Annotated in this window: 13 protein-coding genes; 9 read left to right on the top strand and 4 right to left on the bottom strand. The window is 49.5% G+C overall.

Annotated features, from left to right (window positions below):
- Positions 1–7 precede the first annotated feature (7 nt).
- From ACFVRY_RS03765 to ACFVRY_RS03775, 3 genes are all read right to left on the bottom strand, one after another.
- Positions 8–685 carry a DUF6273 domain-containing protein gene (locus ACFVRY_RS03765; RefSeq protein ID WP_387497430.1) on the bottom strand — a complete coding sequence of 226 codons (678 nt, stop codon included), beginning with the start codon at positions 683–685 and terminating at the stop codon, positions 8–10.
- A gap of 232 nt (positions 686–917) precedes the next feature.
- Positions 918–1,379 carry a heme-binding protein gene (locus ACFVRY_RS03770; RefSeq protein WP_387497432.1) on the bottom strand — a complete coding sequence of 154 codons (462 nt, stop codon included), beginning with the start codon at positions 1,377–1,379 and terminating at the stop codon, positions 918–920.
- Between the two features lie 4 nt (positions 1,380–1,383).
- Complete coding sequence (locus ACFVRY_RS03775) at positions 1,384–2,568, bottom strand: MFS transporter (protein ID WP_387497434.1); 1,185 nt, start codon at positions 2,566–2,568, stop codon at positions 1,384–1,386.
- Positions 2,569–2,842: 274 nt separating this feature from the next.
- Here ACFVRY_RS03775 and ACFVRY_RS03780 point away from each other — a divergent pair, with 274 nt between their 5' ends.
- The 7 genes from ACFVRY_RS03780 (at position 2,843) to ACFVRY_RS03810 (ending at position 9,624) form a co-directional block, all read left to right on the top strand.
- Positions 2,843–4,036, top strand: a complete 1,194-nt coding sequence (locus tag ACFVRY_RS03780; protein ID WP_387497436.1) for a metallophosphoesterase — start codon at positions 2,843–2,845, stop codon at positions 4,034–4,036.
- 196 nt (positions 4,037–4,232) lie between these two features.
- Complete coding sequence (locus ACFVRY_RS03785; RefSeq protein WP_387497438.1) at positions 4,233–4,679, top strand: MarR family winged helix-turn-helix transcriptional regulator; 447 nt, start codon at positions 4,233–4,235, stop codon at positions 4,677–4,679.
- A gap of 78 nt (positions 4,680–4,757) precedes the next feature.
- On the top strand, positions 4,758–5,579 hold the full coding sequence (locus ACFVRY_RS03790) for an SDR family oxidoreductase (RefSeq protein ID WP_387497440.1): 822 nt from the start codon (positions 4,758–4,760) through the stop codon (positions 5,577–5,579).
- A 103-nt stretch (positions 5,580–5,682) separates the two neighbouring features.
- The gene (locus tag ACFVRY_RS03795; protein WP_387497442.1) at positions 5,683–6,360 is read left to right on the top strand and encodes a response regulator transcription factor; all 678 of its coding nucleotides are present in this window, start codon (positions 5,683–5,685) and stop codon (positions 6,358–6,360) included.
- Positions 6,357–7,733, top strand: coding sequence for a sensor histidine kinase (locus tag ACFVRY_RS03800; protein WP_387497444.1), 1,377 nt, complete (start codon positions 6,357–6,359; stop codon positions 7,731–7,733). Before ACFVRY_RS03795 ends, ACFVRY_RS03800 begins: the two co-directional genes overlap by 4 nt.
- Before the next feature lie 86 nt (positions 7,734–7,819).
- Positions 7,820–8,947, top strand: a complete 1,128-nt coding sequence (locus ACFVRY_RS03805; protein ID WP_387497446.1) for an ABC transporter permease — start codon at positions 7,820–7,822, stop codon at positions 8,945–8,947.
- Positions 8,944–9,624: an ABC transporter ATP-binding protein gene (locus tag ACFVRY_RS03810; protein WP_387497448.1), complete on the top strand. Its 681-nt coding sequence runs from the start codon at positions 8,944–8,946 to the stop codon at positions 9,622–9,624. Before ACFVRY_RS03805 ends, ACFVRY_RS03810 begins: the two co-directional genes overlap by 4 nt.
- Positions 9,625–9,627: 3 nt before the next feature.
- On the opposite strand, the gene ACFVRY_RS03815 is transcribed toward ACFVRY_RS03810, so the two are convergent.
- Entirely contained in the window at positions 9,628–10,521 is an 894-nt protein-coding gene (locus tag ACFVRY_RS03815; RefSeq protein WP_387497450.1) for a LysR family transcriptional regulator, read from the bottom strand.
- A gap of 185 nt (positions 10,522–10,706) precedes the next feature.
- On the opposite strand from ACFVRY_RS03815, the gene ACFVRY_RS03820 reads away from it, so the two are divergent.
- Both ACFVRY_RS03820 and ACFVRY_RS03825 read left to right on the top strand, forming a co-directional pair.
- The gene (locus ACFVRY_RS03820; protein WP_387497452.1) at positions 10,707–11,780 is read left to right on the top strand and encodes a YeiH family protein; all 1,074 of its coding nucleotides are present in this window, start codon (positions 10,707–10,709) and stop codon (positions 11,778–11,780) included.
- Between the two features lie 95 nt (positions 11,781–11,875).
- A complete protein-coding gene (locus tag ACFVRY_RS03825; protein ID WP_387497454.1) occupies positions 11,876–12,700 on the top strand; it encodes a hypothetical protein in 825 nt (274 codons plus the stop codon).
- Positions 12,701–12,735: the final 35 nt, after the last annotated feature.

A 12,735-nucleotide genomic window follows, 5' to 3' on the forward strand; every position in this document is an offset into this window, starting at 1 on the left:
TTTTTTATCACTGAAGATTAATCTTTAAAGCGGGGCGCACGCCGTAACAAGCTAAGTTGACACGACCATAACTGCGAACACTGCTTCGAGGACCAACAAAAAACGCGCGGGAAGAAATATTAAGTTGAGTTCTCAGCCACCACCATGAACAGCCGAGTTCCTCGCCATTTTCGATGATATAGTCAGCTTTGACTGTTTTATCATACACATACAAGCGACATCCGTCGTTCTTTTTTATTTTGGATAATTCCGTTCCTATGGCCCGGCGTTTTGCGCTTAAAGAGACTTCGTCAAGTTTAGAGGTCAGTTCTTTTACCTCGGTAACACTGAGCAGAAATACCTTGTCCTCCGTGTCTGAACTTCCGTCCCCGTTGTCAGCGCAAAGTGTTGGCTCGATGAACTTCATCTCAGCATCATTGAACGCGGCATGATAAAACTCTTCGTTCAGCCACCTTCGCAGATCAGAGTCATGCCATGTGATATTCACATTCTCATCATGATATCGCTTACAGTCCAAAATGTACTCGCTCAAAACGAACAAATCTCTACCTGAATTTTGCAGCACCCGCCACTTGATCGGCGTTTTGTCCGTGTCATGAAGCATTTGCGGATAAGTGCCGAAAGTAATGATTTCCCCGGGCTTTGCGCTTCGGAGCGGTGTGAAGGCAAGACTGTTATTTTTCAATCAGATTCACTCCTTATCGTGTCTAGTTCAATTGTACAACATTCATGCAAGTGCTACTAAAGATGAAGCCGCCAAATCCTTGATTTAGCGCAATAGTAATCATAAAAGCTTCTCATTTATCTTGGATTTTATTGTATGAGATGCACTAATACCTTAAAGTTGAAAAAAAGGGAAACGTCTTAGAAATTGGCTTGGCATTGTTCAGCCGCATTTTCCCGACGTTTCCCCTGAATTAATTACTATCTATAAATCGCTTAAGGCCCTCTACCGCATAATCATGGTCAAGTTGACCTGTTAGTCCGGCTACTGTAACGGAGCCTATTACACCTACGTTTTTGATGCGAAGCGGAAAGGTACCGCCGACCGCCTGATATTCAATCGGTGATAGAAGAGAGCTCTCTGTATGCGTAGTTCCATTCTGGGCGAAACGTTCAGCAATGTAAGCGGAGCTACGGTTGTAGTGGTCGGTTACCCGCTTTTTACGGAAGAGCCAGTGGTAATTCTCATCAGAGGTGCCTTCCATCAGATGGGTGAACAATGGGACGCGGTTCCGCTCAATATGAACGGCAATTGAGGTGCCTTGTTCTTTGGCATAGTTGATAATGGTAAATCCGAGCTCCAGGGCATCCTCGTTAGTAAAATGATCTAATTGGAGTTGGTTCTCCAGTTGTTCCAGCGATTGAAGATTCATCATAATTTCACTCCTCAAAAAGTTGTTGTTGTCTGTCTAGACGATAGTTCAGCATGGCCAAAAGCATAGCTCCGCACACCATGATCGCTCCAAGCCAAGCAGTGTCCAAGTAACCCAGATGGTCCACGGCATAGCCTCCTATGGTAGAGCCAGCCGCAATGCCGATATTAAAGGCGGAAATATTCAGTGCTGATGCCAGATTTTTAGCTGACGGGGCGAACTTTTCAGCGAGTGTCAGGATGTAGGCCTGTACTCCCGGAGACATCATGAAGGCGAAGAAGCCCATTAAGATAAGCCCCAGAATGGTCAGTTGCTTGCTCGGCAGCAGTACGATTTGCAACAGTAATACAATGCTTTGGCACAAAAACACAAGCCGCAGCGATTTTACAGGGTGCGCATTGGCGAGTTTTCCGCCGACTAGGTTGCCTATCGCAACAGCAACCCCATAGACTAGCAGCAGAAGCGTAATGGAGCCGGGCGAATAGCCGCTGATATTTTCCAGAATAGGAGTAAGGTAAGTGAATAAGGTAAACGTTCCCCCGAAGCCGAGTACGGTCATCAGTAAGGCCAGCAGGATGCGGTTGTTAAAGACCAGCTTTCTGATATCGCTTAAGCGAAGCTTGCTCGAATCCTGATTAACCTTACCGATCGCCAGACCATTGGAGACCAAAGCTATGAAACCAAGTGCGGCTACAACGCCAAAGGTAGCCCGCCAGCCGAAATGCTGGCCGATATACGTTCCCATGGGAACGCCGGCAATGGTGGCTACGGTTAGTCCGGTGAACATGATCGAGACAGCGGTACCTTTATGACTGGCGGGAACCATGTCCACAGCAACGGTAGCTGCTACTGCAAAATACACACCGTGGGCGATGGCTGTAATGACCCGTGACAACATTAGCAGACCATACGAATGCGAGAATGCTGCCAGCAAGTTGCCTAAGGTAAATATGGCCATCAAAAGGAGCAGAAGCTGCTTTTTGGGAAAACGTCCTGAAAAGGTCGCGATGAACGGAGTTCCTACGGCAATTGCGACGGCATAGCCGGAAATAAGTGTTCCTGCTCGTGTGATACTGATGGAAAGATCATCTGCTACCGTTTGCAGCAGCCCTACCAGGACAAACTCCGTTGTGCCGATAGCAAACGCGCTGATGGCAAGGGAGAGTAGAGCGATATAAATCTTGGCTGACATTAGGGATCAAGTCACTTCCTCTCTTGAAGCTCTGTTGCTCAAGTTCCTTCTCCGGAGAAGTCTTGCAGTTAAAGCTGTCTTTATAATAACGGAAGTTAAAAATAAACCTTAAAAAATGCGTAAAAGTTTCAAAAATAGAAACGAGCGAGGGCCATTACAGCAGGAATAAATCTGCGGTCTTTGACGATTCCCTGCGTGGATTTTATACTGTGCTAACGGTTTGTGTTATGATTTGAGATAGATACAGAAGAACGCAGTGAAGGGGAGAAACATAATGAAGACTTTGCAAAGAATAGCCTCGGGAGTATTGATGCTGCTTGGGTTGGTTCTAGTGAATTATTACATCGGCTATCACCTGTGGTTGTTGGTTCAGGAATGGTTGCCAGGATCGTATCCGGCCTTGTTCTGGAGTCTCTTTACAGTTGTTGCTCTGGCATACGTCATCGGAATGATTCCATGGCCGCAGGCGCTTAAACCAACTGGAAGACTGTTTAAGGTCGTAGGCTCATACTACTTGGCTTGTATGGAATTTGCTATTCTCCTGCTGCCTTTGACAGATTTGGTCTACATGCTGCTCTACTGGAGCGGTAAGGTGCCTGATTCCTTTGTCGCGGATGCTGGCGGAGTGCTATTGGTGTTGTTGGCTCTATTCCTGATTTGGGGCTCCAGAAATGCTTGGAGTACAGTTGTGCGAAATCATTCGCTGCCCATCGCCAAATCGCGTGGAACTCGGAAGCCGCTGACCGTTGCCGTAGCATCTGACCTGCATCTGGGGAACATCGTCGGCAATCGGCATCTGAAAAAAATGGTGGCTGAGATCAACCGTATGCAGCCGGATATTGTCCTGCTGGCCGGGGATGTGCTGGATGACAGCATCGAGCCGTTCGTTCGTAATAAGATGAGTGAGCAGTTAAAACTGCTTAAAGCCCGTTATGGCGTATATGCTGTGCTGGGGAACCATGAATACTATGGCGGCTCCATCGAGGAATATACTCAAGTGATGAAAAGCATCGGGATCAGAGTGCTACAGGACGAAGTTGTGGAGACAGCCGGCGTTTATATCGTAGGTCGTAAGGACAAAACTGCGGAAACGATGGAGGCCGGTGGCAGATTAAGCGTACCTGCGCTGCTTGAGGGAATTGACCATTCCAAACCTGTCATCATGATGGACCATCAACCGACCGGTTTTGGAGCTGCAGCCCAGGCAGGTGTGGACGTTCTGCTCTCGGGTCATACGCACCGTGGTCAGATCGCACCCAACCACTGGATAACCAAACGATTGTTTGAGCTTGACTGGGGTTATCTGCAAAAAGAAAACCTGCATGTAGTAGTCTCTTCTGGCTTCGGTACGTGGGGGCCGCCAATCCGCTTGGCCAGCCGTTCCGAGCTAATTAAGCTGGAGGTTTTGCCGGAAGGTAGAACGAGATACAGTGAAGAGCCGGTAAGTACGAAGACTGTGCTGGTCTAATCGGCGTAAAGCTATCACCGAAATCAAGGGTCTGGGTCATCATTGAAGCGATAATTGTGTGCCCTGAAGCTATGGCTTCGGGGCTTCTTTGTGTAATAGTTGAAGGGGCAGAAAAATTCAGTTTTGACAAGTCTGAGGGAGTAGTGTATTTTGAATATAGTTAAGTTATTAACTAATTGGAGCTGACAACGAAGTTATGGATGATTTGCAGAAATATGTACTGAACCAGCCGCTGCATACGGAGGCGTTCTTCACTTTGGTGGAGACAACGGCTAAGCTGGTAGCTGTTTCCGAGAAATACTGGCAATCCAAGGGCCTTAATGGTGCGAGAATCCGTATCCTGGTTGAGATCGCCAAACAGGGCGGCAGCATCCTGCCCTCCGAGCTGGCGTTGATCATCGGGGTTACCAAGGCAAATATTAGCCTGCTACTGACCCCGATCGAAAAGGACGGCTATATCAGCCGGGCCAGTGATGCAGCCGATGGCAGGAAGACAGTGATTTCTTTGACTGGTAAAGGTGAAGCGTTGCTGGAGGAGTATTTACCAGAGAACCGGCAAGCGGTGGGCGAGCAGATGCAGCGGCTGGAGCCGCAGGAAATCCATCAGCTGATGGGATTGTTGCGGAAGTTGACCAGAGAGTAGCTGATTGGATCAGCGTACTCTTTTTAATCATATAGTTAATAACTTAACTAAATTCATGGAATTGAAAGGACGTTATTCATGTCGATACTAATTACCGGAGCAACTGGACAGCTTGGCACTAAAATTATCGAAAGACTCGCAGAGATAATTCCCCCAGAGCAGTTGATTGCAGGTGTGCGGGACCCGCAGAAGACAGAGTACTTGCAGTCTCTCGGAGTAAAGATTCGGACTGTGGATTATGATCAGCCGGATACCCTTGAGGAAGCCTTCGCCGGGGTTACCAAGCTGCTGCTCATCTCCAGTTCGAATACCGATGACAATGTGCGCTTTGTTCAGCATAGTCATGTTATCGAAGCAGCCAAGAAAGCGAAGGTCAAACATTTCCTGTACACAAGTTTTGCTTTTCCAAAGCCGGGTGCAGATCCACAACATAATATGCATCTGCGCACCGAGCAGGCGATTCTCGATTCTGACTTAAACTATACCTTTCTACGCAATGCCTTATATACGGATTTTGTCGGTGTACTTGGATTGAATGAAGCACTTGCCAGTGGAGAACTGACTACTGCTCCGGGAGACTGGGTGTTCAACACCGTCACGCGCCGTGATCTCGCCCTTGGAACGGCCCGCATACTGGCTTCTTCCGGCCATGAGAATAGCATTTATGAATTGACTGCCTCAGAGACATGGGATTTTGGTCAGCTGGCAGTGGTACTGTCGGAGATGGCTGGTCAGCCAGTGGTTCATATGCAGGACGCAGGGGTGCAGAACTGGATCTACCCATTCTTATCCAGACTTGATACCGCATCCACCTCGCATGATCTGGAGCGTTTTGTTGGTGGGCCTTTGCTTTCCCTAAAAGAGAGCATTATTCCCTTCATCCGTTCCACAGCCGATTAAGCCTACCTATTGTCGAATAGATAAAGTTGTTGAATCGCTCTAATGTTGATACTATGGGAGCATTATATGATGTCCAGGTATGGCAGAGAGTGAGTGAGAAGCAATGAAGAAGATTCTAGTAACCGATGATGATATGAACATCCGCACCTTATTGAAGCATGTGCTGACAAGAGAAGGGTATCAAGTGCTGGAAGCCAAGGATGGCCGGGAAGGGATTACAGTGTTAAAAGAGTACACGGTCGACATGGCGATTGTCGATGTAATGATGCCCCATGTCGATGGACTGGAGTTGTGCCAATATATCCGTGAGACGTACGATATCCCGATCATCCTTCTGACGGCACGGCAGCAGCTCAGTGACAAAGAGCAAGGGTATCTGCGGGGAACTGACGATTATTTGACCAAGCCCTTTGAGCCGGAGGAGCTGCTGTTTCGGATGAAGGCATTGTTCCGGCGTTATTCTGTGGCTTCCAACGATAAGATCCGCCTGAATTCCCTTGTCATTGACCGCAAAAATTATGAGATTAACGATGGAGAGGATGTCCTCCTGCTTCCTGTGAAGGAATTCGAGCTGCTGGCACAACTGGCTCAATATCCGGGCCGGTTGTTCTCACGCTCCGAGCTGATTGAACTGGTCTGGGGAGCGGGCTACGAGGGGGATGAGCGGACGGTTGACGTACATATTAAGCGGCTGCGGCAGCGGTTTGCCGGGTATCAAGATGATTTTGTGATTCGGACGGTGCGTGGCATCGGCTACAAGGTGGAGATGGTGAACGCATGAAGTCCTTGTATGTCCGGATGTGTATTGTCTTTTGCTCTATCATTATCGTGAGCAGTCTGCTCGGCTTCCTGATCTCTAATCTCTACTATCAGTCCCAGGTCAAGCCGGAGAACGATGCGAAGCTAACCGGGATGGCTGTACAAATCCAGCAGTTTATTGCCACGCACCCGGAGTCGCAAGAGGATTATCTGCAAAGCACGGCCGCCCTCGGCTACCGGCTCTACTTGACGAACGGAGAGGGTGACGAGCGAACCTATGGCGAACCCTTCCGGGTCAAGGATCTGGAGAAAGAGCAGATCAACACAGTGCTTGGAGGTCAGATATACCACGGAATTGCTGAGTTTCCTAGCAAGCCGTTTATCACCGGTTTTTTTGACAATCAGCTGCGGAATTCAATTGGCGTGCCGATCAGCACGGCGGCAGGCACTTATGCATTGTTCCTGCGGCCGGATGCTCAGGTTCAGTTCGGGGAGCTGCGGATCTTTTTTGCAATGATTATCGGCTTCACGCTTCTGATCAGTCTGGGCTTTGTGATGATCGGTGTACTTCATATTGTTCGGCCAATCACACGGCTGACTACAGCCACGAAGCGGATCTCCAAGGGCCGGTACGATATCAGGCTGAATACGTGGGGGAAGGACGAGATCGGCCAGCTGGCTTCTCATTTTATGGTGATGAGCCGGGAGCTGGAACGGACGAACCGGGCACGGCAGGAGTTTGTCGCCAATGTCTCGCATGAGATTGAATCGCCGCTTACCTCGATTCAGGGCTTTGCACATGCGCTGAGGGAAACCTCGCTGCCGGAAGAGCAGCGGCTGGAGTATCTCACCATCATTGACGGAGAGAGCCGCCGTCTGTCGCTGCTTAGCAAGCAATTGCTTACGTTGTCTTCGCTGGATTATGATGCCGAAGCGCTGACCAAGAAAGACTTCGATCTCAAGGCCCAATTGCGTCAGGTTGTGCAGATTATGGAGTGGAGACTGACGGAGAAGCAGCTCGCTGTGCGTTTAAATCTCGCGGATATCAGTATCCATGCTGATTCTAATCTGCTCTATCAAGTGTGGATGAACCTGGTGTCCAATGCGATAAAATACACGCCTGTCGGCGGCTCCATCGCCATAACCTCCAAAACAGCCGGAGGAAATTGTATTGTATCGGTCACAGATACTGGTGAAGGCATCGCCGAAGAAGAATTACCAATGATCTTCGACCGTTTCTATAAAGTCGACCGGGCGCGCACCCATGAGACGCATAGCAGCGGCCTGGGACTTGCCATTGTGCAAAAGATTGTTGAAGCACATGCCGGAACCGTGGAGGTCTCCAGCAGTGTAGGTGAAGGGACCGTCTTCACCGTGACCCTCCCACTATTGTAAATAGTGGGTTTTTGTAATTCTTTATTCATACTCCGTTCATTTTCACTTTCTACACTGTAGCTATACAGAGTAGAAGGAGTGGTACTATGTTTTTAGCCCTAAGAGAGATGAGGCATTCCAAAGCCAGATATTCGTTGATCATGGTGATTATGCTCCTGGTCTCCTTTCTGGTCCTGTTTGTTACGGGATTAGCAAGAGGACTGGCCTATGCCAATATTTCCGCCGTGGAGAATATGCCCGCGAATTATTTCGCGGTTCAAAGGGACGCGGAGCATACCTTCAGACGTTCCGTCCTGGGCGGTACAGAGCTTGAAGCGGTTCGGGCAGTCACCGGAGAGGCCAATGCAACTCCGCTTGCGGTGCAGATGAGCACGGTTACGGCAGGGACTGGCAACGCCGATGACGTGAAGGCTGACATTACTTATTTTGCAGTGGATATGAACGGAATGTTGGCTCCCAAGGTGGTAGTGGGTGATAAGCTCACCAATGACACCACAGGCAGCGTGCTCGTAGACAAGAAGCTGGAAAAGTCCGGCATTACAATCGGGAGTACACTCCGGGATCAGGCCACCGGCAAAAGTTTTACTGTAGCAGGATTCGTAAAGGACAGCTCCTACAGCCATACCCCAGTGGTCTATATCAATCAACAAGAGTGGCAGGAGATGAAGCAAGGTACCGGCCAAGGAGGAGGCTCTTCGCAAGAGGCATCCTATAATGTTATTGCACTTAATATCACCGCTGATCAGGCCGCCGAGCTTAACGGCAAGCTGGATCATGTGGAGATCATTACCCAGAAGCAAGCCATCGAGAGCATTCCAGGATACTCCGCAGAGCAAGGCTCTCTGCTCATGATGATCGTTTTCCTGTTTGTCATTGCTGCCTTCGTGCTGGCTGTATTCTTCTATGTCATCACCATTCAGAAAACAAGCCAGTTCGGTATTCTCAAAGCCATGGGCACCAAGATGTCTTATCTCGCCTGGAGTGTCGTAGGCCAAGTCATGATTCTGTCCATAGCGAGCTTGGTTGTCAGTCTGGCACTGACCTTTGGGATGAACATGGCGCTGCCGGATTCGATGCCGTTCCAGCTTGAACCGATGACGATTCTGTGGACCAGCTTATTATTCGTCGGCATGTCTTTGTGCGGATCGCTTATATCGGTGGTACGGGTAGCGAAGGTCGATGCATTGGAAGCAATAGGGAGGGCTTACGCATGAGTGCGAAACTAACAATGAAGCAAGTGACCAAAACTTACGGTGACGGAGATACGACCATTTCGGTGCTGCACAACCTGAACCTGGAAGTTCAGGCGGGCGAATTCGTAGCGGTGCTGGGACCCTCGGGTTCGGGGAAAAGTACCTTTTTGTCTACAGCAGGTGCGCTGCTCTCGCCAACCAGCGGAGAAGTTCTGATTGACGGGGAATCGTTAAAAGACAAGGATAAAAGCGCGCTGACCCAGCTACGGCTGGAGAAAATCGGCTTTATGTTCCAAAGCGCTCAGCTGCTGCCGTATCTGAAAGTAGAGGAGCAGCTCCTGTATGTTGCCAAGCTGGCGAAGCTTGGAACAAAGGAGTCTAAACAGCGGGCGGATTACTTGTTGAAACGCCTGGGGATCTGGGAACGGCGGAACCAATACCCTGAGGCACTCTCCGGCGGGGAGAAGCAGCGGGTCGCCATCGCTAGAGCGTGGATGAATAAGCCGGCGATTCTGTTCGCCGATGAGCCGACGGCAAGCCTCGACTTCAAGCGAGGCAAAGAGGTCGTCAGTATGATTGCCGATGAGGTGAAACGGGAAGGCAAAGCGGCGGTGATGGTCACGCATGACGAGCGAATGCTGGAATGGTGTGACCGTGTGCTGCATTTGGAAGAGGGGGTACTGGTTGAAGGCGTTTAGCCTTCAGCCTTCTTTTTTGCCAAAAAGCAGCTTTTGCAGGAACACATCCACCGCCATGGAGCGGGCATGCTCCTTATGACGGATGATCGAGAAGCTTCGCTCTAATTGCAGCTGCCGGATGCGCAGCTCGGTGATCTCACCCGCAGCCAGCTCTTTCCGTACCACCCATCTTGATAAAAGAGCGATCCCAAGCCCGGCGGCGACGGCTTCCTTCACACCCTGGCTGCTGGTGAAGACATGGGACCGCTTCGCTTCAATCCCCGTCTCCTGTATGAAATGATCACTGAAGGCACGGGTCCCGGAGCCTAGTTCACGGAGCACCCAGACCTGATTCTGTAGCATGGCTTGCTCCACAACGACGGATTGGGATAACGGATGGTCGGAGGGGGCCACAACAATCATCTCATCCTTCATATAAGGGATAATCTCAAGGTCAGCAGAGGCCTGCACCTCACCCTCAACAAATCCGATATCCAGCTGATTTCCCCGAATAGCTCCGATAATCTCCTGTGTATTGCCAATCGTGACCTGAATATTGACCTGCGGATATTGTCCAGCGAACGCCGCAAGCTTCCCCGGTAAAATATACTCACCAATCGTAAAGCTGGCGCCTATAAGAATACTGCCAGTTACCTCATCCTGAAGCAGTTGAATCTCCTGACGCGCCTCTTCATAGTGGAACAAGATGCGCTTGGCATGTCTATAGAGAATAGACCCGGCTTCAGTCAGGGACACTTGCTTCGGCGAACGATGCAGCAGCTTGGCTCCCAGCTCATTCTCCAGATTTTTAATATGCAGACTAACGCCCGGCTGAGACAGGTTCAGCAGCTCGGCGGCTTTGGAGAAGTGACGTTGTTCTGCAACGGTTGCAAACACGCGGAGTGCATCAGTGATCATTATAATCCCTCATTTTTAAAATAGTTTCTGCGGCTATATGGGCTTGTTAGAGCCATTTTAGCATAGGATAGACTTTCAATCATAAGTTTTTGTAATGATAAGCATCGCAAAGTCGTATTTCACTTTCGGCTACGCTCCTTCTATAGTGAGAATATAATTTATCACATTAAGGAAGTGCAACGAAGATGATGGGACTTATACATCGAATGCCTTTTAGGGGTATGAAGAACGGCGGATTTTTGCAGGGGATAGGTTTGACGATACTATTATCCATCATAGCTAAGCTGCTGGCGTACCTGCCATTTTTGAGTATTATGGGCCAATTGGTTATTGCGATTCTGCTAGGCATTTTGTACAGGGCGGTTAGGGGTGTGCCTGTGCAGGCTCAGTCTGGAATAGCCTTTTCCAGTAAAAGACTCTTAAGATTCGGTATCATACTGCTTGGATTGAAGCTGAATGTACTGGATATCGCTCATGCGGGCTATAAAGTAGTGGCGATTGCCGCCATCAATATTGTGTTCACGATTGTGGTTGTCTATGGATTAGCGAAATGGCTCAAGGTCGACAAGCGATTAGGACTGCTGACCGCATGCGGAACGGCCATCTGTGGCGCTGCGGCAGTAGTTGCCATTGCACCGCAAATCAAGGCGAAGGACGAAGAGACGGCGGTGGGCGCGGCGACGGTAGCCATTCTTGGCACTATTTTCACACTTGCATATACACTGCTGTACCCGCTGCTCGGCCTAACCGTGACTGGCTACGGGATATTCACAGGGGCAACGCTGCATGAGGTGGCGCATGTTATTGCAGCTGCTGCACCGGGAGGCCAGGGTGCGCTGGATATGGCGGTGATTGTGAAGCTGACACGCGTCGCGATGCTGGTACCGATTGCCTTGGTGATTGGCTTTTGGGATGGGCGGCAAGCGCGCAAGGAACAACAACAGGAGCTACAAGGGCAGAAACAGCAAGGGCAGATCCATAGATTCAAGTGGCGTGAGCTGCCGGTGCCATGGTTTATTTTTGGCTTCCTGCTCATGAGCGGGGTGAACACGCTGGGAATCATCCCAGACGAGGTGATATCGGCACTTCTCGTGTTGTCCTATATGCTACTGGCGATGGCTATGGCGGGTCTCGGCCTGGGCGTGGATGTCGCCACCTTCCGCCGTCTGGGTAAGAAACCGTTCTATGCCGGGCTGATCGGGTCCGTCTTGTTGTCCAGCCTAGGTTTCCTACTTGTTCACGCTTTTGGGCTGAATTGAGCAAGAGCCTTTTGAAATAACACTTCATGTACACCTGTTGTACACATGCGGGTACTATACTTGGTTTATCAAATCACCGATGGAGGTAATAAATAATGAAAAAAATCGCATTCCTACTAGGACTTACAGTAGCTGCAACCGCATTGACAGGACCGGTATGGGCCGATCAAAAGGCCGGTTCCACCAAAGATTTTTCCACCACAGTAGCAGCAGCTCCTGCCACTCAGCAAAGCGTCAACAATCCGTATTACAATGCAGGGTTTGAAGATCCTAAGGAATTCACAACATTCCTGGCCAAACTACAGAAAGCAGTCTCTGAAAGCAAAAGCAAAGAGGTAGCCGAACTGATGTCCTACCCGCTTAATGTAAACAAGAGTGGCAAAACCTTCCCCATCTACACCAAAGAAGAATTCGTGCAAAAATATGATCGGATTATGACCGCCAATGTGCGCGCCAAGCTGCTGGCTCAGAAGCCGGATCAAGCCTTTTCCAATTCAAATGGCATTATGATCGGAGATGGGGAACTATGGATAAGTAAGATCAATAATCGTGTAGTTGTGTATGCGGTCAATGTGATAGAGAATCCATATGAAGTTGCGGGGATAGATAATCCTGTAGCGTTCGCACACTTTTTTAACAAGCTGCAAAAGGATGTAGCCGCCAATAACAAAGCAGCAGTAGCCGACAGCATATCCTATCCGCTGCGCGTGAACACTAAAGGGAAAAGTATGCAAATTAAAACGAAGAAAGAGTTTATCGCCAAATATAATGACATCCTGACGGCTAAAGTGAAGAAGAAATTCCTTGCTCAGAAGGAAGACAAGCTATTCGTGAACTGGCAGGGTGTTATGGTGGGCGACGGTGAGCTGTGGATCGGACAGGTTGATAAGAAGATCAGCGTGATCGCAGTGAATCGGTAAAGCAAGTCTTTTTGACAGACATTCACGTCTCCTGT

Source organism: Paenibacillus sp. NPDC057934, from assembly GCF_042887565.1.
Taxonomy (GTDB): domain Bacteria; phylum Bacillota; class Bacilli; order Paenibacillales; family Paenibacillaceae; genus Paenibacillus_AQ.

What these genes read in the sequence shown, in the direction of transcription:
- ACFVRY_RS03770 (WP_387497432.1), bottom strand. Translation starts at nt 1,379, where the DNA reads ATGATGAATCTTCAATCGCTGGAACAACTGGAGAACCAACTCCAATTA.
- ACFVRY_RS03815 (WP_387497450.1), bottom strand. Translation starts at nt 10,521, where the DNA reads ATGATCACTGATGCACTCCGCGTGTTTGCAACCGTTGCAGAACAACGT.
- ACFVRY_RS03805 (WP_387497446.1), top strand. Translation starts at nt 7,820, where the DNA reads ATGTTTTTAGCCCTAAGAGAGATGAGGCATTCCAAAGCCAGATATTCG.
- ACFVRY_RS03780 (WP_387497436.1), top strand. Translation starts at nt 2,843, where the DNA reads ATGAAGACTTTGCAAAGAATAGCCTCGGGAGTATTGATGCTGCTTGGG.
- ACFVRY_RS03775 (WP_387497434.1), bottom strand. Translation starts at nt 2,568, where the DNA reads ATGTCAGCCAAGATTTATATCGCTCTACTCTCCCTTGCCATCAGCGCG.
- ACFVRY_RS03785 (WP_387497438.1), top strand. Translation starts at nt 4,233, where the DNA reads ATGGATGATTTGCAGAAATATGTACTGAACCAGCCGCTGCATACGGAG.
- ACFVRY_RS03820 (WP_387497452.1), top strand. Translation starts at nt 10,707, where the DNA reads ATGATGGGACTTATACATCGAATGCCTTTTAGGGGTATGAAGAACGGC.
- ACFVRY_RS03825 (WP_387497454.1), top strand. Translation starts at nt 11,876, where the DNA reads ATGAAAAAAATCGCATTCCTACTAGGACTTACAGTAGCTGCAACCGCA.
- ACFVRY_RS03790 (WP_387497440.1), top strand. Translation starts at nt 4,758, where the DNA reads ATGTCGATACTAATTACCGGAGCAACTGGACAGCTTGGCACTAAAATT.
- ACFVRY_RS03795 (WP_387497442.1), top strand. Translation starts at nt 5,683, where the DNA reads ATGAAGAAGATTCTAGTAACCGATGATGATATGAACATCCGCACCTTA.
- ACFVRY_RS03810 (WP_387497448.1), top strand. Translation starts at nt 8,944, where the DNA reads ATGAGTGCGAAACTAACAATGAAGCAAGTGACCAAAACTTACGGTGAC.
- ACFVRY_RS03800 (WP_387497444.1), top strand. Translation starts at nt 6,357, where the DNA reads ATGAAGTCCTTGTATGTCCGGATGTGTATTGTCTTTTGCTCTATCATT.